This is a genomic window from Caballeronia sp. LP006, assembly GCF_031450995.1.
Lineage (GTDB): Bacteria > Pseudomonadota > Gammaproteobacteria > Burkholderiales > Burkholderiaceae > Caballeronia.
Genome location: NZ_JARTVW010000005.1, coordinates 1,090,288 through 1,108,074 on the forward strand (window position 1 = coordinate 1,090,288; position 17,787 = coordinate 1,108,074).

Below are 17,787 nucleotides of genomic sequence, written 5' to 3' on the forward strand. Positions count from 1 at the left end.
AACTCAGTGCCGCTCGACCCACTTGAGCCCCAGTAAGCCAATCGCGAGATAGGCGAGGGCAGGCGCGGCCGCAGTAATCGGAGCCGGCCACGTATTCAAGGTCCCGATGTGCGAGAAGAGCGTATTGAATAGCTGAAAACTCATCCCGATCATGATGCCGCCGAACACCTTCACGCCGACCACGCCAGCCCGCGTGTGCAAATATGCGAACGGCAGCGACAGCACCAGCATGACGAACACCGCGAACGGATAAAGAATCTTGCGCCAGAACGCAATCTCGTAACGCTGCGTGTCCTGATGATTTTCCGTCAAATGCTGGATATAGCGAAACAGGTTGAACATCGACATGCGATCCGGCGACACCAGCAGCACCGACAGAATCTGCGGCGTAAGCTCGGAACGCAGCGAGTACTCCGGCAGCGTGGTTTGCTTCGCGTTGTAGATAGGATTGAGCGCGTCGTTGGGATTGATGGCCGCGAGCGGCGCATCGACCAGTTGAGTGTCCGTTACCCCCGTCAGCTTCCAGTGGCCCGGCGGCTCGAAGACGCCACTCTGCGCTATACGCACATTGGTGAGACGGAACTTCGAATCGAATTCATAGATACGCACGTTGGCGATCGTCGTATCCGGGTTCAACGTGCCCACGTTGACGAAGCGCGTGACTTGCTCGCCGTTCTCCTTCGCGGTCAGCGTGTCCTTTACCCACACGCCCGACTGGAAATTCGACGAGACCGACGACCCCAGCGCCTCCAGACGCACGCGCTCCGACAACTGATCCGCATAAGGCCCGACCACTTCGCCGATGATATACGTCACCAGCACGAGCGGAATCCCGATCTTCAAGAGCGAACGCAATGCCGTGCCCGTCGAGAGTCCCGACACGCGGAAGATGGTGAATTCGGACGCCGCCGCCATCTGCGCGAAGACATAAATGGCCGAGATGAGCGCAGCAACCGGAATGATTTCGTAGAAGCGCGAAGGCGTCTGCAAGGCCACGCGCAATATCGCGAGCGTGAACTTGTAGTTGCCATGCCCCACGGTGTTCAGTTCGTTGATCAGGTCGAAGAAAAAGAACAGGCCCGAGAACGCGAACAAAATGAAGATGAACGCCAGATAGATCTGGCGCGCGAAGTATCGTTCGTAGATGCGCATTGCGTCAGGCTCCCTTCGAACGCGTGAACGTCGAGAGCGTGAAAAGTGGCCGGTTGCGCACGCGCAGCCAGAAGATGAACGCCACGAGCGCCGCCACCAGCAAATGCAGGCCCACGAGTCCCACGCCGAACGACATCTTTCCCTGCTCGATCCATGACTGGACCACGTTCAGCAAATTCGAATAGGTCAGATAGATGAGCACGGCCATCACGAGATTGATGGTCCGGCTGCGGCGCGGGTTCTGATAAGACAGCGGAATGGCGAGCAGCATCAGGTTGATGGCGATGAGCGGCAGACCCAGGCGCCACGCGAATTCCGCGAGGTTGTCCTTGCTCGGATTGGCGAGCAGGTCGGGCGTGGATATGCCGGTGGTGGTCGGCGTGTTGACGACCTGATGACTCATTATCTTCACACCGTAGCGCTCGAACTCCGTGATGCGGAAATTCGGCTGGCCGGGCTCGCCATCGTAACGACGTCCGTTTTCCAGCACGATGAAGCGGTCGCCGTCGGGGCGCGTCTCCGTGTGTCCGTTCTTCGAGACGATGACGTTGACCTTGCCGCCTTCGGTGCTCGTGACGAACACGTTCTCCACTTGCGACTGATCGGGCGACATCTTCTCGATGAAGAACACGCGATGACTCGAAGGCGATTCGCGGAACTGGCCCGGCGCGAGCAGCGATACTTCATCGCGTTGCTGGAAGCGCGCCTTGATGAGTTTGCTCTGCTGATTCGACCACGGCCAGCCGACGAACGCGAAGAAGACGATAAGGATGATGATCGGCGTGGAAAACACCGCGATGGGCTTGATGAGCTGCGTCTGGCTCACGCCCGAGGCAAGCCATACGACCATCTCCGAGTCGCGATACCAACGCGTCAGCACGAAGAGGATGGAAACGAACAGCGTCACGATCAGCATGACCGCGAGATAGCCGATCACGGTGAGCCCGATCAACACGACGACATCGCGCGGGTCGACCTGGCCCGATGCCGCGAAGCCGACGATACGGATCATCATCGTCGTGAGCATGATCGTGAGCAGCACCATGAATACGGCGCCGGCCGTATACGCGAGTTCGCGCTGCAGGGAGCGTTCGAAGATCATTGAATTTAGCTGAATTTAGCTGAAGGCCGGCGGCGATGCGGCGTAACGAACATGCCCTGCAACAACAAGAAGTAGATGCAGTAGCAATGCAATCGTTCCCCGAGTCAGTCGGGCTTTGCCTGTGACCGCCGCGGAAAAAATAGCGGATAATTGCGGCTTTCATCCTTCAGCCCAGATTTTATCCGAGGATAAGCGCGATGGACTTTAGCATAAAAGCCTGTGATTGGAGCAAAGGCGAGGCAAATGGTTTCCTCACCGGGAAGTCAGATGTGATCGTGCTCGGCATCTTCGAAGCACAGACGTTGACAGGCGCCGCACGCGACATGGATGTCGCCACCAAAGGGCTCGTTTCGCGCGTCGTGAAGGCCGGCGACATGAACGGCCGCGCAGGCAGCACGCTCCTCATTCCCGAAGTCACCGGCATTGGCGCATCGCGCATCTTGCTCGTCGGACTCGGCAAGCAGGACGCCTTCAATCAGAAAGCATATGGCGAGGCAGTACGTGCCGCGTGGCGCGTGATTCTCGGCGCCAAGATCGTCCAGGCTACGTTTACGCTCGCGCAGTTGCCCATTCAGGAACGCAGCGGCGACTGGGGCGTGCGCGCCGCCATCCTCGCATTGCGCGAACTGACCTACAAGTTCACGCAGATGAAGAGCAAGCCCGACAACAGCGCGCGCTCGCTCAAGAAGATCGTCTTCAGTGTCGATCCCGCCGATGAAAAAGCCGCGAAGGCCGCAGCCAGGCAAGGCGTGGCGATCGCCAACGGCATGGACCTCACGCGCGATCTCGGCAACCTGCCACCGAATGTCTGCACGCCGACTTATCTCGGCCAGACCGCGAAGAAGCTCGGCCGCGACTGGAAGCTGAAAGTCGAAGTGCTCGGCCAGAAGCAAATCGAAGCGCTCAACATGGGCTCGTTCCTGTCGGTGGCGAAGGGTTCGGTGGAACCGCCGCAATTCATCGTCATCCATTATCAGGGCGCAGGCGGGACCGAGTCTGGCAAGGCGAAGGGCAAGAACGCGCCGGTCGTGCTGGTCGGCAAGGGCATCACGTTCGATACGGGCGGCATTTCCATCAAGCCCGGCGATTCCATGGACGAGATGAAGTACGACATGTGCGGCGCGGGCTCGGTATTCGGCACGCTGCGCGCGGTCGCCGAGATGGGGCTCAAGCTGAACGTCGTCGGCGTCATCCCGACCTGCGAGAACATGCCCGCGGGCAACGCGCTCAAGCCGGGCGATATCGTCACCGCGATGAACGGCACGACCATCGAAGTGCTCAACACCGACGCCGAAGGCCGTCTCATTCTGTGCGACGCGCTGACCTACGCGGAGCGCTTCAAGCCCGCCGCCGTCGTCGACATCGCGACACTTACCGGCGCTTGCGTCATCGCGCTCGGCCATCACAACACGGGCCTGTTCTCGAAGGACGACGCGCTCGCCGGCGAATTGCTCGATGCCTCGCGCGAAGCCGTCGATCCGGCGTGGCGTCTGCCGCTCGACGACGAGTATCAGGATCAGCTCAAGTCGAATTTCGCGGATGTCGCGAATATCGGCGGGCGTCCGGGCGGCAGCATCACGGCGGCGTGCTTCCTGTCGCGTTTCGCGCAGAGCTATCCGTGGGCGCATCTGGATATCGCCGGGACCGCGTGGAAGAGCGGCGCGGCGAAGGGCGCCACGGGCCGTCCCGTGCCGCTGCTCTCGCAGTTCCTGATCGATCGCGCGGGCCAGTGAGCGTAAGGCCGTGACGCGCATCGACTTTCATACCAACGTGGGCGATTCGCTCGCCTACGCCTGCCGCCTCGCGCGCAAGGCGTATGCGAGCGGGCGCGCGCTCGTCGTCCTTGCCGAGCCGCGCCGTCTCGCCGAATTCGACGAGCAGTTGTGGACCTTTGCGCCGCTCGAATTCGTGCCGCACTGCATGGCGAAAAGCCCGCTTGCGGCCGAGACGCCGGTCGTGCTCACGTCGAATCTGGATGACGCGCCGCATCATCAGGTGCTCGTCAATCTCGGCGCGCCGGTGTCCGCGCAATTCGCGCGCTTCGAGCGGCTCGTGGAGATCGTCGGCAACGAGGACGACGAACTCGCGTCCGGGCGCGAGCGCTTCCGGTTCTATCGGGATCGCGGTTACGCCATCGAAACGCACAAGCAAGGCGGTTGAGCGAACATAGCGCGCCGTCGCGGGGCATTACGATTGGCGCACAACACAGGCTCATCACGCGACGGACGGAGACACCATGACCAAAACACCTGAATCCTTCGATACGTCCATCCCCGTTCTCACCGATGTCGTCGTGCCCGGCAAGCCGGAATATGCGCGCGCGGCATCGGCGGAAGCGGCATTCGAATACGATGCCGCGCTGGTCGCCGAACGCCTGCGCGCGCGCGTCACGCAGTATCTGGACACCGATGCCCGCGCGCTGATCGCGGCGCGCTGCGAGGAAGTGCTGCGCGAACATACGCAGACGCTCGTCGAGGACATTACGCGCGAAGTGGCGGTGGCGCTGGATGGACGCTTGCGCGAGTGGGTGGGAGCGGCGGTGGCAGAGGAGTTGCGGCGGCAGCGGGAAGAGTGAGCGGGGCTTGCCAACGGCTCCGAACGAAAAAAGCCGCTACGAAGATCATTCGTAGCGGCTTTTTAACGCCGGGCGCTCGCCTTTCCTGGCTGGACCCACTTCAGCCCGTTACCGCCCCGCGATTGGCCGGCAAAGCCAACGCCGCATACTTTGCCAGCACGCCGCGCGTGTAACGCGGCGCCGGCTTCATCCACAGCGCGCGGCGGCGCGCGATCTCCGCGTCATCCACGTTCAATTGCAGCAGCAGCTTGTGCGCGTCGATGGTGATCGAATCGCCTTCCTGCACGAGCCCGATGGTCCCGCCCGCGAACGCTTCCGGCGCGACGTGGCCCACGACCATGCCCCACGTGCCACCAGAAAACCGCCCGTCGGTGATGAGGCCGACGGTTTCGCCCAACCCCTTGCCGATGATCGCCGACGTCGGCGCGAGCATTTCCGGCATGCCGGGGCCGCCTTGCGGGCCGAGATAGCGCAGCACGACGACATCGCCGGGTTTGATCTTGTCGGCGAGAATCGCGTCCATCGCGCTTTGCTCGTCTTCGAACACGCGCGCCGGCCCCGTGATGACCGGGTTCTTCAAGCCCGTGATCTTCGCCACCGCGCCGTCTTCCGCGAGATTGCCGCGCAGGATCGCAAGGTGGCCTTCCTTGTACAACGCCTGCTCGATCGGAAAAATCACCTTCTGATCCGCGCGCGGCTTGCTCGGCACGTCCTTCAGTTCCTCGGCGAGCGTGCGACCCGTGATCGTGATGCAGTCGCCGTGCAGCATGCCCGCATCGAGCAGGATCTTCATCACCTGCGGAATGCCGCCCGCCTTGTGCAAGTCGGTTGCGACATATTGGCCCGACGGCTTCAGGTCGCAGATCACCGGCACTTTTTTGCGCATGCGCTCGAAGTCGTCGATGCTCCATTCGACTTCCGCCGCATGCGCGATAGCCAGATAGTGCAGTACGGCATTGGTGGAACCGCCCGTCGCCATGATGAGCGCCACGGCGTTTTCAATCGACTTCTTGTTGATGATGTCGCGCGGCTTCAGATCTTTCTTCACGGCCTCGACGAGCACGCGCGCCGATTCGCCGGCGGAATCGACCTTCTCCTGATCCGGGTTCGCCATCGTCGAGGAATAGAGCAGCGACATGCCGAGCGCCTCGAACGAGGAGCTCATGGTGTTGGCCGTGTACATGCCGCCGCACGAACCGGTCGACGGACACGCGTTCTTCTCGACACCCTTGAAATCTTCCTCCGACATGCGCCCGGCCGTGAACTCGCCGACCGCCTCGAACGACGACACGATGGTCAGGTCCTTGCCCTTCCAGTTGCCCGGCCGAATGGTGCCGCCGTACACATAGATGCCCGGCACGTTCATGCGCGCGAGGCCGATCATGCCGCCCGGCATATTCTTGTCGCAGCCGCCGATCACGACCACGCCGTCCATCCACTGTCCCTGCACGGCCGTTTCGATACAGTCGGCGATGACTTCGCGCGAGACGAGCGAGTACTTCATGCCTTCGGTGCCCATCGACATGCCGTCCGAAATGGTCGGCGTCCCGAAGATTTGCGGATTCGCGTCGGACTTGCGAATGGATTCGACGGCGGCATCGGCGAGACGCTGCAGACCCGCGTTGCACGGCGTGATGGTGGAGTGACCGTTGGCGATACCGATCATCGGCTTGTCGAAGTCTTCCTCCTTGTAACCGAGGGCGTAGTACATCGAGCGGTTGGGCGAACGTGCGACGCCCTGCGTGATGTGTTTCGAGCGGCGATTGAAGGGCATGGCTGCCTCCTGAGGGGATCGTGGTTCTTGGTGTGGTGCAGGAAGAATGCAGTGTCGTCGATGTATCTGTCCAATATATTATTTAGGGTCTATTGAGTCGCAAAACATATCGATGCCAGTCGAACTCCGCCTGCTGCGCTACTTCGTGACCGTCGCCGAGGAGATGCACTTCGGCCGCGCCGCCGCGCGCCTCGCCATGACGCAGCCGCCGCTCTCGCAGGCCATCCGTGCGCTGGAAGACGCGCTCGGCGTCGTGCTGTTCGAACGCACGCGGCGCACGGTCGAACTGACGCCGGTTGGCCGCGATCTGTTGCCCGAGGTGCGCCGCCTGCTTGCCGCCGCCGACGCCTTGCGTCCGCTCGCGCAGTCGCTTTCGCGCGGCGAGGCGGGCGTGCTCTCGCTCGCGTTCGTCTCCACGGCGGATTACGGCCTTTTGCCAGCGTTACTGCGCGAATTCAATGCGCGTTATCCGGGCGTGCGTCTGCAACTCACGGAAGCCACCAGCGATGTTCAGATAGACGAACTCGTGGCCGGCCGTATCGATGCCGGTCTCGTGATTCCGCCGCTGCCGCCGCGTCACGCCATGACGCTTTCGTATCTGCCGATTGCGCGCGAGCCGCTCGTCATCGCCATGTCGACGGATGCCGCGCAGGAACTCGGGCAGGGCGCCGCCGAATGGACCGAGACGCCCGTCGATCTGCACGACTTGGCCAGCGCGCCGCTCGTCGTCTTTCCAAGGCGTCTCGCGCCGGGTTTGTATGACATCATTATGGGCTGCTACGGCGCGGCCGGTTTGACGCCGCGCATCGGACAAGAGGCGATACAGATGCAGACCATCGTGAGCCTCGTGTCCGCCGGCATGGGCGTCGCGCTCGTGCCGCAGTCGTTGCGGCATCTGCGGCGCACGGGCGTGGTGTATCGCCCGTTGCGGGAACCGGGGCCCGTGGTCGAAACCGGGCTCGTGTGGCGCGCGGCCGAAGTGAGTCCGGTGTTGAGCCGGCTCATCGAGATCGTGCGCGCGCAGGCTGCTGCCGTCGTTGCCGTATGATTCGCCTTTGAAGTTCGCCTGGCTCTTCCATTACACGATGCTCATACATCCCAATTTCGATCCCGTCGCGATCCATCTCGGACCGCTCGCCGTGCGCTGGTACGGCCTCATGTATCTCGTTGCGTTCATTTCGGCCATTGCCATCGGCAGATTGCGTCTGCGCTTGCCGCATGTCGCCGCGCAAGGCTGGACCGTCAAGGACATCGACGACATGCTGTTTTACGGCGTGCTCGGGACGATTCTCGGCGGCCGCATTGGCTATGTGGTGTTCTACAAGGCGAGTTATTACTTCGCGCATCCGCTCGATATCTTCAAGGTCTGGGAAGGCGGCATGTCGTTTCACGGCGGCTTTCTCGGCGTGACGCTCGCGATGGTTCTGTTCGCGTTTCAGCGCAAGCGCACGTGGCTGCAAGTGACGGATTTTGTCGCGCCGATGGTGCCGCTCGGACTGGCGGCGGGGCGTCTCGGCAACTTCATCAACGGTGAGTTGTGGGGCCGCGTGACCGACCCGGCCGCGCCCTGGGCCATGCTCTTCCAGAATTCCACCAACGACGACGCCATCTGGCTCGCGAAGCATCCGCAGCTCGATGCGCAATACAATCTCTCGGAGATTTTCTCGCGCTATCACATGCTGCCGCGCCATCCGTCGCAGTTGTATGAAATCGCGCTGGAAGGGCTCGTGCTGTTTGCGGTGATCTACCTCTTCGCGCGCAAACCGCGGCCGGTGGGCGCAGTGTCGGCGTTGTTTCTGATCGGTTATGGGCTTGCGCGCTTCACGGTGGAATTCGCGCGCGAGCCGGATGATTATCTCGGACTCCTCGCGCTCGGCTTTTCGATGGGCCAATGGCTCTCGCTGCCGATGATCGTCGCGGGCATCGTCATGATGGTGTGGGCGTACAAACGTCATAAACGCGTGTCCGGCAACGCGGCGTAAATCACGCCGCGTTCTCCGGTACAGCAGTTATCGCCCCATTTGCACCGAACCCGACACGTCGACGGTCACCGTCGTCGTGCCGGCTTCGAGCGCCATCGGCGCGCCGACCTTCGCGTCCGCGCCAAGCGAGCGGGCCTGCATCATCATCACCGGGCGCGGACCCGCGCCGCTGTGGCCCACGTTCACTTCGCGGATCGTGAAGTTGGCGTAACCGAACGCCTGACTCGCGGCCTGCGCTTCCTTGCGGAACGACTCGATGGCCTGAGTCGAGAGCTTCTGCTCGGCGGCGCGCTGCGCTTCGGGCGACAGCGAGAACGCGACGCTGCCGACTTGCATGGCGTTACTCATCTTGCCCGCGAGCTTGGACGCCGCCGCGAAGTCGTGCGATTCCAGCACGACCTCCGTGCGGCCGCGCCACGCGGAGATCTTGCCGTCGCGATCCGTGCTCGGATAAACCGTGAACGAGCCGCTTTTCGCGGTCACGTTGTCGACGCCTTTTGCTTCGCGCAATGCGGCTTCGGCGCGCTGATTGAGCGTGGTGGTGAGCGACGATGGATCGGCCGCTTCCTGCTCGTAGAACAGCGTGATGTTGACGACATCTTGCGGCACTTGCGCGCTGGCTTGCGCGGATAGCGAAAGCACGCCGGATGGCTGCGGATTGGTGATTACCGTCTGAGCGGCGGCCGAAAGCGGAAGCGTGAGCGCGGCGCTCGACATCGCGACGAAGGCGAGGGCGGCGGCGGTTTTCTTGTCGATCATCTAAGGACTCCGAGTGCAAGAGCATCGCGTGATTCGCGACCGCACTTAGGCGCTTCGTTCGTTCCCTTAGTTCCCTTGAACGATTCGCGCGCCCTAGACCAGACGCTCGGTTATGAAGCGCCACTGCGCCTCGGTCACGGGCGTGATCGACAGCCGATTACCGCGCGCCAGCACTTGCATGTCGGCGAGTTCCGCGTGTTCGCGCAATGTCGCGAGCGGAATCAACGGCGTCTTCTTGACGAAGCGCACATCGACGAGCATCCAGCGCGGCGTCTCCTGCGTGGACTTGGCGTCGAAGTACGGGCTTTTGGCGTCGAACTGAGTGGGATCGGGATAAGCCGTGGAACAGACTTTGGCGATGCCCGCAATGCCCGGCTCCGGGCAACTCGAATGATAGAAGAGCACGCCGTCGCCGACTTGCATCTGGTCGCGCATGAAGTTGCGCGCCTGATAGTTGCGCACGCCCGTCCACGGAAGGGTTTTCTTCGGCGCGTGCGCGAGATGATCGATGCTCGCTTCGTCCGGTTCGGACTTCATCAGCCAGTAGCGCATGATGGATTCGGCAACGGGGTTGTAAAACGGGCTCGACAAAAGCAAACGGCATCGGTATGAACCGATGCCGCTGGAGTAGGGTCCCCACCTCGGCCGCTAGGCCGGCATCCTGAACCTGGGTTCAAGATTGGTCGCAGTAAGCAACACTTCGGGTACATCAGACAGAGTGACGCGCGCGCCCGTGCTGCAAGTTTCCACAACCGTGCCAATGTAGCATTGGTTCAAGGAATATATGACCTTGGCGAACCAGGCAGGGAGTAGTCACTCTACACCAATCGAATGTCTAATGCAGCCTCTCGACACCAATTGCGCAGTTTCTTTTTTCGATTGACATCGCGCGACCGATTAGCGTTCGCCACGGAGCGGCGTCGCGGCACTTCGGTCACTGCACTTCATACTGCGCGATGACAGCACCAAGCTGTTCGTTCATGGAGTGCATCGTGCGGCGTATTTCCTCGGCGGGGAAGGCCTCGCCATGACGCACGCTTTCTTGCAGCCTCAGCAATTCGGAAGCGAGTGAAAGCGCGGCCATCACCGCGATGCGGTCTTGCCCGCGCACGTTGCTTGCATTGCGCACCTTGTTCATCTCGGCGTCGACCCGTGCCACCGCTTCACGCAGCGCGCCTTCGGTTTCCGGCGAACAGGCGAGGCGATATTGCTGGCCGAGAATGGATACTTCGATCTGCGTGGTCGTCATGCCTTCTCTCCGTGATGATGCTCGCTGTGCTCTTCCGCGTGCGCATGCTCGTGCGCGGCTTGCACATCGTGAGAGCGGGCATCGAGGAGATCGAGCTGATTTTCCGTCTCGGCATGATTCGCGGACTTGCCGCGCGGCAACTTTTCGAGGATCGCGTTCAGGCGGACCTGCGCGTCGTCGATCTTGGCCGAGAGGGAATCTCGTTCGGCTTGCAGCGTGTCGCGCTCTTCGCGCATTTGCACGAGCTCTGCCTGCACGTTCGCGTAGTCGCTACGCAGTTGTTCGATTTGTGCTTCAAGCGCGAGACGCGCCTGATTGTGCCGCTCGCTGATCTGGATCAGCCGGCCGATATTTCCTGACAGTGATTCGAGTTCGTTGAGCATGTGCTGCGTCCTCTAAAGACCTCGCATTCTAGCGCGGTTCAACGGAGCTTCCGATAATTGTCTCGTTTCGAGACGTAACAGCACGCGATCATGCGTGCATCGCGATGCATTCGTGTGTGGAAAGCGCGGGCGCTGCCGATGTGTTGCGACGGCGGGTTCTAGTTGGGTTCGTCGTGAGCCGTGTGTCTTGCGATGATCGGCCAGGATCGTTTCTTGACGGTCCTGAATCGCGCTCCTACACTTGCCGCACTTTTGGTGCTCGCGTCCGCATTTCTTTTGCGGGCGCAGTCAAACGGGAAACAGGAAGCGGCGCCGCCAAGGCCACGCCAACCTGTGCTGCCCCCGCAACGGTAAGCGACCGCAACGCAAGTTGCAAGTCGTCCCTTGCGCGTTTTTCGCCGCGCCGTCGTGTGAGTTTGCTTGCGAGTCTGTTTGATTCGCAAGAATCCGCCGCTCGACGCAGGCCAGGCGAAGAACGTGTCGATGCCACTGCGCTTCATGCGTGGGAAGGCGGGACGGTGTGTCGCCAGCCCGGATACCGGCCAACTGTTCAGCGCGTTCGTCTGTTCGCATTCGAGCGCGCTCGTCGCGCATTGGCCTTGCGGGGAGCGAGGTCGCGCTAGCCTACGCATGGGAACATTTCACGCATGGTATCGCCACTTGCCCGACACGCGGGCAGACGCAAAACGATCGAACGCGCCGCGCTCGTCGCCCTCAACACATGGTTGCTCGCTCATGAAGCGCTCGCGGACGAAGCCTCGCAACCGCCGCTCGCACCCGTCGTCGTGACCGCGACGCGCACCGCGCAACCCCTCGCCGATACGATCGCGCAGACTTCGCTCTTCGACGCCCAGGATATCGCCGACAGCAATGCCTACGACGCGCTCGGCGTCATCGGTCTTGCGCCCGGAGTGCAGGTGACGCGCAATGGCGGCCCGGGAGCGAATGCAAGCGTGTTCATACGCGGCGCGTCCTCGACGCAATCGCTCGTTTTGATCGACGGCGTGCGTGTGGAGTCCGCATCGCTCGGCTCGGCGCAGCTTGCGCAGATCATGCCGGATCAGATCGACCGCATCGAAGTCGTGAACGGCAACGTGTCGGCGCTGTACGGCTCGGGCGCGATCGGCGGCGTCGTGCAGATCTTCACGAAAGACGGCGAGGCGCATCCGCCGCGCTTCTACTTCGAGACGGAATACGGCAGCTATCACACGCAGCGGCAAGCGGCGGGCGTTTCCGGCGCGTTCGATAGCGAAGGCCGCACGACCTTCAGCTTCAACGTATCGCGCGAGAAGACCGATGGTTTCTCGTCGATCGATCCCGCGCTCGCGCCCAACGCCAATCCGAACGCGAACGGTTATCTGAACGAAAGCGTCGCGGCCACGCTGCGCCACAAGTTCGGCGACAAATGGGACGCGGGCGTGCGCTTCTATCAGTCGAACGGCATCGACAGTTTCGACGATGCCTACGGCTTGCCCGGCGATCTCAACGATTCGCACAGTCGCGTGCGGTCGACATCGGTGTTTGCGAACGGCCGTATCACGGACCAGTGGACCACGCATTTCACGGTCGCGCAGGGACAGGACCGCGCGAACAACGAGCAGAACGGCATCTATACGAGCCGCTTCAATTCAGAGGATCGCCAGTATCTGTGGCAGAACGACTTTCGCCTGACGGAGGCGCACAAGCTCCTGTTCGGTTACGAGCATCTCGACCAGACGCTCGATTCGGATCAGTTCAGCGCGCCGGATCGTCACGTGAATTCGGTGTACGCGGGCTATGTGGGACGCTTCGGTCCGAGCGAAGTGCAGGCCAATCTGCGCCACGACCAGTATTCCGATTTCGGCGGCGCGAACAGCTACTATCTGGGCTATGCGTACAACATCGACACGCACTGGCGCGCGAGCGCGAGTTACGCGGCGTCGTTCCGCGCGCCGAGCTTCGACGATCTCTACTATCCGTTCAGCGGCAATCCGTCCATTCAGCCCGAGCGCAGTCATTCGGTGGAAGCGGCGCTGCAGTACGCATCGGACCAAGTGGGCGTGCTGCGCGTGACGGCGTTTCAGACGCGCTATTCGAATCTGATCGATTACGTATCGGACGGCAGCGGCTTATATATCGCGCAGAACGTCGGACGCGCGAAGGTGCAGGGCGTCGAGGGATCGTGGGCAGGGCATGTCGGCGCCACTGATTTGCGCGCGGGCGTGACGTTCCAGAATCCCGTCGATGAAACCGGCAATCAGGACCTGACGCGCCATGCGCGGCGTTTCGCGAGTTTCAGCGCGCATCGCTCGATAGGAAGCTGGCGCGTGGGCGGCGAGTGGATCGTGAGCGGTGCGCGCAGCGATTACGATTCGACGCTCGCGGGCTATGGCGTCGTGAATCTGTCGGCGCGCTATGACATCACGAAGTCGTGGTACGTGAGCGCGCGTGTCGACAACCTCTTCGACCGGAACTATGAACTGGCTTATTCGTACAACACGCCGAGGCGCGGCGCTTATGTCACGCTCGGCTGGCGCCCGTCGTGAGCGACACCGTTGACCTGCGCCGCGCGATGAACGCTAAACGCGCGTTAGGCATCTGGGCTGCGCTCGGGCTTGCCGCGTTGCTTGTGTTTGCGGCGTCGCTCGCGCTCGGCAGCGTCGCGTTGCCCTTGCCGCGCGCCATCGCGGCGTTGTTGCACGCGCATGCGGCCGCGCCCGATATCGCCGATGACATCGTGCTCACCTTGCGTTTGCCGCGCGCGCTTGCGGGTTTCGCTTCGGGCGCCTTGCTCGCGCTTTCCGGCGCGCTGCTGCAAGTGCTGTTGCGCAATCCACTGGCCGAGCCGTACGTGCTCGGCGTATCCGGCGGCGCGGCGACCTTCGCGCTCACGGCGATGCTCGCGTCGCTGCCGTGGTGGGGCATCGATCTGGCGGCGTGCGCGGGCGCGTTCGCATCCATCGTGCTGGTGCTTGGACTCGCGCGACGCGACCTGTGGCACGGCGATCGCGATGCCTCGCCGCGTCTTCTGCTGACAGGCGTCGTGATAGCGGCGGGCTGGGGCGCGCTCATCACGTTGATCCTCAGCATTGCGCCGGAGAATCGCTTGCGCGGGATGATCTTCTGGCTGACGGGCGACCTGAACGGCGCAGCGACGCCGTGGCCTGCGCTGATCGCGCTCGTCGTCGCGATGATCGTCGTCGTGCCGCTCGCGCCGCAACTCAACGTGCTGTTGCGTGGCGATACGGCCGCGCGTTCGCTCGGCGTGCCTGTCTCGCGCGTGCGGCTGTCGGTGTATCTCGTCGCATCGCTTGCGGCAGCGGCGGCTGTCACGACGGCGGGCACCATCGGCTTCGTTGGGCTCGTCGTGCCGCATTTATTGCGGCTCGCGTTCGGCAACGATCAGCGCATGCTCGTGCCGGCGTCGGCGCTGGCAGGCGGCCTCGCGGTGATGAGCGCCGATCTCGTCGCGCGCACGGCGATCGCGCCCGCGCAATTGCCGGTGGGCGTGGTGACCGCGCTCGTCGGCGTGCCGATGTTCCTGTGGATGCTGCTGGCGAGACCGCGATGACCCTGCATATCGAACACGTCAGCTTGCGCGCGGGCGCACGCACGCTCGTGGAAGACCTCACGCAAAGTATCGGCGCGGGCGAGATGTGGTGCATAGCCGGGCCGAACGGCGCGGGCAAGACCACGCTCATTGGCGTGCTCGCGGGTTTGACAAAGCCGGCCGAAGGCGCGATATCGCTCGATGGCCGCGCGCTCGCATCCTGGCGCGCGGCGGATCTCGCACGCGCGCGCTCGCTGATGCCGCAAAGCTCGCACGATGCCTTCAGCGCGACCGTACTCGACACCGTGCTGCTGAACCGCTTTCCGTATGTCACGGGCTGGGGCTGGGAAAGCGCCGAAGACCGCGCTGCCGCGCATGCCGCGCTCGATGCGCTCGGTCTTCTATCGTTCGCCTCGCGCGATGTCCTGACATTGTCGGGCGGCGAACGGCAACGCGTGACGCTCGCCGCCGTGCTGTGCCAAAACACACCGCTCTTGCTGCTCGACGAACCGCTCGCGCATCTGGACCTGCATCATCAAATCGATTGTCTGCACGTACTGGCCGACGCCGCGCGCAAGTCCGGCCGCACGGTGATTTTCTCGTGTCACGATCTCAATCTCGCGCGGCGCTTTTCGACGCACGCGCTTTTGCTCGATGGCAGGGGCGGCGCGCACGCCGGTCTCGTCGCGGACGTGCTCACGCCTGAACGCGCGAGCGCCGCGTTCGGCTATCCGCTAGCCTTGATTCGCGATGGCGAGCACGAAGCGCTCGTGCCGTCCATTCCCGTTGCACGCACCTGAAGGATTGCCGATGTCAAACGCCCACGACTTGCCCACGCCCCGCGCGCCAGACCGTTCGCGCGAAGCCGAACTGCAACGCATCATCGATACGAAAACGAAGCCGCCGGGCAGCCTCGGTCGGCTCGAAACGCTCGCGCTGCAAATGGGCGTGATTCAGCGCACGACGAAGCCGCGCATCGAGCGCCCGGCGATGATCGTGTTTGCGGGCGATCACGGTATCGCGGCCGAGGGCGTGAGTCCGTATCCGCAAGAAGTGACCGCGCAGATGGTCGCGAATTTTCTGGCGGGCGGCGCGGCGATCAACGCGCTGTCGCGTTCGGTCGGCATGACGCTCGAAGTGGTCGATGCGGGCGTGGCGACACCGATTCCCATCGATAGCGGCTACGAGCGTCTGTCGCTCGGCCTCGGCACGCGCAACTTCGCGAAGGAAGCGGCGATGTCGCGCGAGACCGCGCTCGAAGGCATCGCGCGCGGCGCGGCGCGTGTGCGGCATCATGCGGCGCTCGGCACGAACGTGATCGGCTTCGGCGAGATGGGGATTGCGAACACGTCGGCGGCGGCGTGCCTGATGAGCCGTCTGTGCGGTGTGCCCATTGGCGAATGCGTCGGACGCGGCACGGGTCTCGACGATCGCGGCCTTGCGCACAAGCGCGATGTGCTCGGCCGGGCGCTCGCGTTGCATGCGGCCGAGGGCGATGCAATCGACACACTCGCGACGTTCGGCGGCTTCGAAATCGCGATGATCGCGGGTGCGTGTCTCGCTGCGGCGGACGCGGGCATGACGATTCTCGTCGATGGCTTCATCGCGACTTCCGGCCTGCTCGTCGCGGCGAAGATCGCACCCGAGGTGCTCGACTACTGCGTGTTCGCGCATGCGTCGAACGAGGCGGGGCATCGGGGCATGCTCGCGCATCTGCATGCGGAGCCGCTGTTGCAACTCGACATGCGGCTTGGCGAAGGCACGGGCGCGGCGCTCGCGTTGCCGATCCTGCGCGCGGCCGTGGCGTTCGTCGATGAGATGACGAGCTTCGAGGCGGCGGGTGTCACGGACAAGCGAGAGTGACGGCGATGAGCATCATCCGCAAGCGCTGCGCGAGGTCGGGGCGCGTCACTGCGTTCAGGCGCGCGGGCGTCTCGACCCGCTTGCCGCAATGACCCGTCCGCTCGACGAACTGCGCTACTTCTTCACCGCGCTCGGCTACTTCACGCGCGTGCCGGTGCCGCGGTGGGTTGGCTTCGAGCGCGCTTATCTGAACGCGGCGGCGCGTTATTTTCCGCTCGTCGGCGTGATGGTCGGCGGTATTGCCGCGCTCGTCCTGCTCGCGGCGTTGCGCGTGCTTCCGTTGGGGGTTGCCGTGTTGCTGTCGATGGCCGCCACGCTCGTGCTGACCGGCGCGTTCCACGAAGACGGTCTTGCTGATTGCGCCGATGCCTTCGGCGGCGGCTATACGCGCGATGACGTGTTGCGCATCATGCATGACTCGCGCATCGGGGCGTTCGGCGCGATTGCGCTCGTCATTGCACTGGCGCTCAAGTGGCAGACGCTTGCGAGCACGCCGCCGCTTATTGCCGCATGGTTGCTGATCGCCGCGCACGCCGCGAGCCGCGTTTTCGCCATCAGCTATCTCGTCACGCTCGACTATGTGCGCGCCGAGGGCAAAGCGAAGCCGGTCGCACAGCGCATGAGCGCGGGCTCGTTTCTGATTGCGATGACCTTCGGCGTGCCGTGGCTCTTTGTCATCGACTGGAAATTCGCCTGCCTGACGATCGCGTTGCTCACGGTGCTGCGCTGGGCGATGGGACGTTACTTCGTGAAGCGCATCGGCGGTTATACGGGGGATTGTCTCGGCTTCGCGCAACAGGCGTTCGAACTGGCCATTTATCTCATCGGGCTCGCATGGATCTCGTACTGATCCGGCATCCAGCCGTGTGCGTCGATGCAGGCGTGTGCTACGGCCAGAGCGATGTTCCCTTGCTGCGCGATGTGAATGCATCGGCTTGCGCTCTGAAGGCGCGCATGCTGTCGCTGAACGTGCCCGCGTGTGTCGATGGCTGGCATTCGAGCGGACTCGTGCGATGTGCATCGCTGGCCTCGGCGTTGAGCGATGGCATCGCGCCTCACGTCGATGCGCGCCTCGCCGAGATGAACTTCGGCGCATGGGAAGGGCGCGCGTGGGATGCGATCGATCGCGCGCTGATCGATGCCTGGGCCGCGGATATCGAACACGCGAGGCCGCATGGCGGGGAGAGTCTCGTGCAGTTCGCCGGGCGCGTGGAGGACTGGTTGCGTGATATCGAGCGTGCCGAACGGCCGGTGCATGTGATCGCGCATGCTGGCGTCATGCGCGTGCTGACAGCGCATATGCTCGGGATGGAGCGCGCGAGCGTGTTGCAATGGCCGATCGAATTCGGCGCGATCGTGCAGTTCAGGCGCGTGAGAGGGAAGTGGCTGCTGGTGCGGTGGAATGCCTGAGGGCAGGGC

Annotated in this window: 18 protein-coding genes, 1 other RNA gene and 1 riboswitch; of the genes, 11 read left to right on the forward strand and 8 right to left on the reverse strand. The window is 63.2% G+C overall.

Annotation, left to right across the window (positions count from 1 at the left end):
- Positions 1-3: 3 nt before the first annotated feature.
- Both lptG and lptF read right to left on the reverse strand, forming a co-directional pair.
- Positions 4-1,152 (reverse strand): LPS export ABC transporter permease LptG, encoded by a 1,149-nt coding sequence (gene lptG / locus P9250_RS21735; protein WP_244827252.1) that lies wholly within the window; start codon positions 1,150-1,152, stop codon positions 4-6.
- Between the two features lie 4 nt (positions 1,153-1,156).
- Positions 1,157-2,254 (reverse strand): LPS export ABC transporter permease LptF, encoded by a 1,098-nt coding sequence (gene lptF, locus P9250_RS21740; RefSeq protein ID WP_244827253.1) that lies wholly within the window; start codon positions 2,252-2,254, stop codon positions 1,157-1,159.
- A gap of 197 nt (positions 2,255-2,451) precedes the next feature.
- Between lptF and P9250_RS21745 the strand changes: the two genes are divergently transcribed.
- The 3 genes from P9250_RS21745 to P9250_RS21755 all read left to right on the forward strand — a co-directional run bounded on the left by P9250_RS21745 (position 2,452) and on the right by P9250_RS21755 (position 4,829).
- The gene (locus P9250_RS21745) at positions 2,452-3,987 is read left to right on the forward strand and encodes a leucyl aminopeptidase (RefSeq protein ID WP_309841733.1); all 1,536 of its coding nucleotides are present in this window, start codon (positions 2,452-2,454) and stop codon (positions 3,985-3,987) included.
- Between the two features lie 10 nt (positions 3,988-3,997).
- Positions 3,998-4,414 carry a DNA polymerase III subunit chi gene (locus P9250_RS21750; protein ID WP_244827255.1) on the forward strand — a complete coding sequence of 139 codons (417 nt, stop codon included), beginning with the start codon at positions 3,998-4,000 and terminating at the stop codon, positions 4,412-4,414.
- A 76-nt stretch (positions 4,415-4,490) separates the two neighbouring features.
- Positions 4,491-4,829 (forward strand): DUF2486 family protein, encoded by a 339-nt coding sequence (locus tag P9250_RS21755; protein ID WP_310395112.1) that lies wholly within the window; start codon positions 4,491-4,493, stop codon positions 4,827-4,829.
- 100 nt (positions 4,830-4,929) lie between these two features.
- On the opposite strand, the gene ilvD is transcribed toward P9250_RS21755, so the two are convergent.
- Positions 4,930-6,603 (reverse strand): dihydroxy-acid dehydratase, encoded by a 1,674-nt coding sequence (gene ilvD / locus P9250_RS21760; protein WP_250508658.1) that lies wholly within the window; start codon positions 6,601-6,603, stop codon positions 4,930-4,932.
- Positions 6,604-6,715: 112 nt separating this feature from the next.
- Here ilvD and P9250_RS21765 point away from each other — a divergent pair, with 112 nt between their 5' ends.
- Positions 6,716-7,651, forward strand: a complete 936-nt coding sequence (locus P9250_RS21765) for a LysR family transcriptional regulator (RefSeq protein ID WP_310395114.1) — start codon at positions 6,716-6,718, stop codon at positions 7,649-7,651.
- Positions 7,652-7,688: 37 nt separating this feature from the next.
- A complete protein-coding gene (gene lgt, locus P9250_RS21770; protein ID WP_310396836.1) occupies positions 7,689-8,585 on the forward strand; it encodes a prolipoprotein diacylglyceryl transferase in 897 nt (298 codons plus the stop codon).
- Positions 8,586-8,612: 27 nt separating this feature from the next.
- Here lgt and P9250_RS21775 read toward each other — a convergent pair whose 3' ends face one another.
- The 5 genes from P9250_RS21775 to P9250_RS21795 all read right to left on the reverse strand — a co-directional run bounded on the left by P9250_RS21775 (position 8,613) and on the right by P9250_RS21795 (position 10,976).
- Positions 8,613-9,344, reverse strand: coding sequence for an SIMPL domain-containing protein (locus P9250_RS21775; RefSeq protein ID WP_244827260.1), 732 nt, complete (start codon positions 9,342-9,344; stop codon positions 8,613-8,615).
- A gap of 93 nt (positions 9,345-9,437) precedes the next feature.
- Positions 9,438-9,896, reverse strand: a complete 459-nt coding sequence (locus P9250_RS21780) for an EVE domain-containing protein (protein WP_250491911.1) — start codon at positions 9,894-9,896, stop codon at positions 9,438-9,440.
- A gap of 77 nt (positions 9,897-9,973) precedes the next feature.
- Positions 9,974-10,156: non-coding RNA, 6S RNA (ssrS, locus tag P9250_RS21785), on the reverse strand.
- 122 nt (positions 10,157-10,278) lie between these two features.
- On the reverse strand, positions 10,279-10,593 hold the full coding sequence (locus tag P9250_RS21790) for a cell division protein ZapA (protein WP_244827262.1): 315 nt from the start codon (positions 10,591-10,593) through the stop codon (positions 10,279-10,281).
- The gene (locus P9250_RS21795; RefSeq protein ID WP_310395116.1) at positions 10,590-10,976 is read right to left on the reverse strand and encodes an ATPase; all 387 of its coding nucleotides are present in this window, start codon (positions 10,974-10,976) and stop codon (positions 10,590-10,592) included. Before P9250_RS21795 ends, P9250_RS21790 begins: the two co-directional genes overlap by 4 nt.
- Before the next feature lie 236 nt (positions 10,977-11,212).
- A riboswitch (cobalamin riboswitch) is annotated at positions 11,213-11,538 on the forward strand.
- An 85-nt stretch (positions 11,539-11,623) separates the two neighbouring features.
- Between P9250_RS21795 and P9250_RS21800 the strand changes: the two genes are divergently transcribed.
- The 6 genes from P9250_RS21800 (at position 11,624) to P9250_RS21825 (ending at position 17,778) form a co-directional block, all read left to right on the forward strand.
- Positions 11,624-13,501 (forward strand): TonB-dependent receptor domain-containing protein, encoded by a 1,878-nt coding sequence (locus tag P9250_RS21800; RefSeq protein ID WP_310395118.1) that lies wholly within the window; start codon positions 11,624-11,626, stop codon positions 13,499-13,501.
- Positions 13,502-13,527: 26 nt separating this feature from the next.
- Positions 13,528-14,526 carry an iron ABC transporter permease gene (locus tag P9250_RS21805; RefSeq protein WP_250508746.1) on the forward strand — a complete coding sequence of 333 codons (999 nt, stop codon included), beginning with the start codon at positions 13,528-13,530 and terminating at the stop codon, positions 14,524-14,526.
- Complete coding sequence (locus P9250_RS21810; RefSeq protein ID WP_310395120.1) at positions 14,523-15,305, forward strand: ABC transporter ATP-binding protein; 783 nt, start codon at positions 14,523-14,525, stop codon at positions 15,303-15,305. Before P9250_RS21805 ends, P9250_RS21810 begins: the two co-directional genes overlap by 4 nt.
- Before the next feature lie 10 nt (positions 15,306-15,315).
- Positions 15,316-16,368, forward strand: coding sequence for a nicotinate-nucleotide--dimethylbenzimidazole phosphoribosyltransferase (cobT, locus tag P9250_RS21815; protein WP_310395122.1), 1,053 nt, complete (start codon positions 15,316-15,318; stop codon positions 16,366-16,368).
- Positions 16,369-16,456: 88 nt separating this feature from the next.
- The gene (locus tag P9250_RS21820) at positions 16,457-17,218 is read left to right on the forward strand and encodes an adenosylcobinamide-GDP ribazoletransferase (RefSeq protein WP_310396839.1); all 762 of its coding nucleotides are present in this window, start codon (positions 16,457-16,459) and stop codon (positions 17,216-17,218) included.
- The gene (locus P9250_RS21825) at positions 17,203-17,778 is read left to right on the forward strand and encodes a histidine phosphatase family protein (protein WP_310395124.1); all 576 of its coding nucleotides are present in this window, start codon (positions 17,203-17,205) and stop codon (positions 17,776-17,778) included. The genes P9250_RS21820 and P9250_RS21825 overlap by 16 nt, the downstream gene beginning before the upstream one ends.
- Positions 17,779-17,787 lie beyond the last annotated feature (9 nt).

Excerpts from the sequence above, each read along its gene's own strand:
- P9250_RS21790 (WP_244827262.1), bottom strand. The coding sequence starts at position 10,593 with ATGACGACCACGCAGATCGAAGTATCCATTCTCGGCCAGCAATATCGC.
- P9250_RS21795 (WP_310395116.1), bottom strand. The coding sequence starts at position 10,976 with ATGCTCAACGAACTCGAATCACTGTCAGGAAATATCGGCCGGCTGATC.
- P9250_RS21745 (WP_309841733.1), top strand. The coding sequence starts at position 2,452 with ATGGACTTTAGCATAAAAGCCTGTGATTGGAGCAAAGGCGAGGCAAAT.
- P9250_RS21810 (WP_310395120.1), top strand. The coding sequence starts at position 14,523 with ATGACCCTGCATATCGAACACGTCAGCTTGCGCGCGGGCGCACGCACG.
- P9250_RS21805 (WP_250508746.1), top strand. The coding sequence starts at position 13,528 with ATGAACGCTAAACGCGCGTTAGGCATCTGGGCTGCGCTCGGGCTTGCC.
- cobT (WP_310395122.1), top strand. The coding sequence starts at position 15,316 with ATGTCAAACGCCCACGACTTGCCCACGCCCCGCGCGCCAGACCGTTCG.
- P9250_RS21775 (WP_244827260.1), bottom strand. The coding sequence starts at position 9,344 with ATGATCGACAAGAAAACCGCCGCCGCCCTCGCCTTCGTCGCGATGTCG.
- P9250_RS21825 (WP_310395124.1), top strand. The coding sequence starts at position 17,203 with ATGGATCTCGTACTGATCCGGCATCCAGCCGTGTGCGTCGATGCAGGC.
- P9250_RS21780 (WP_250491911.1), bottom strand. The coding sequence starts at position 9,896 with ATGCGCTACTGGCTGATGAAGTCCGAACCGGACGAAGCGAGCATCGAT.
- P9250_RS21800 (WP_310395118.1), top strand. The coding sequence starts at position 11,624 with ATGGTATCGCCACTTGCCCGACACGCGGGCAGACGCAAAACGATCGAA.
- P9250_RS21765 (WP_310395114.1), top strand. The coding sequence starts at position 6,716 with ATGCCAGTCGAACTCCGCCTGCTGCGCTACTTCGTGACCGTCGCCGAG.
- lptG (WP_244827252.1), bottom strand. The coding sequence starts at position 1,152 with ATGCGCATCTACGAACGATACTTCGCGCGCCAGATCTATCTGGCGTTC.
- P9250_RS21820 (WP_310396839.1), top strand. The coding sequence starts at position 16,457 with ATGACCCGTCCGCTCGACGAACTGCGCTACTTCTTCACCGCGCTCGGC.
- lgt (WP_310396836.1), top strand. The coding sequence starts at position 7,689 with ATGCTCATACATCCCAATTTCGATCCCGTCGCGATCCATCTCGGACCG.
- lptF (WP_244827253.1), bottom strand. The coding sequence starts at position 2,254 with ATGATCTTCGAACGCTCCCTGCAGCGCGAACTCGCGTATACGGCCGGC.
- P9250_RS21755 (WP_310395112.1), top strand. The coding sequence starts at position 4,491 with ATGACCAAAACACCTGAATCCTTCGATACGTCCATCCCCGTTCTCACC.
- ilvD (WP_250508658.1), bottom strand. The coding sequence starts at position 6,603 with ATGCCCTTCAATCGCCGCTCGAAACACATCACGCAGGGCGTCGCACGT.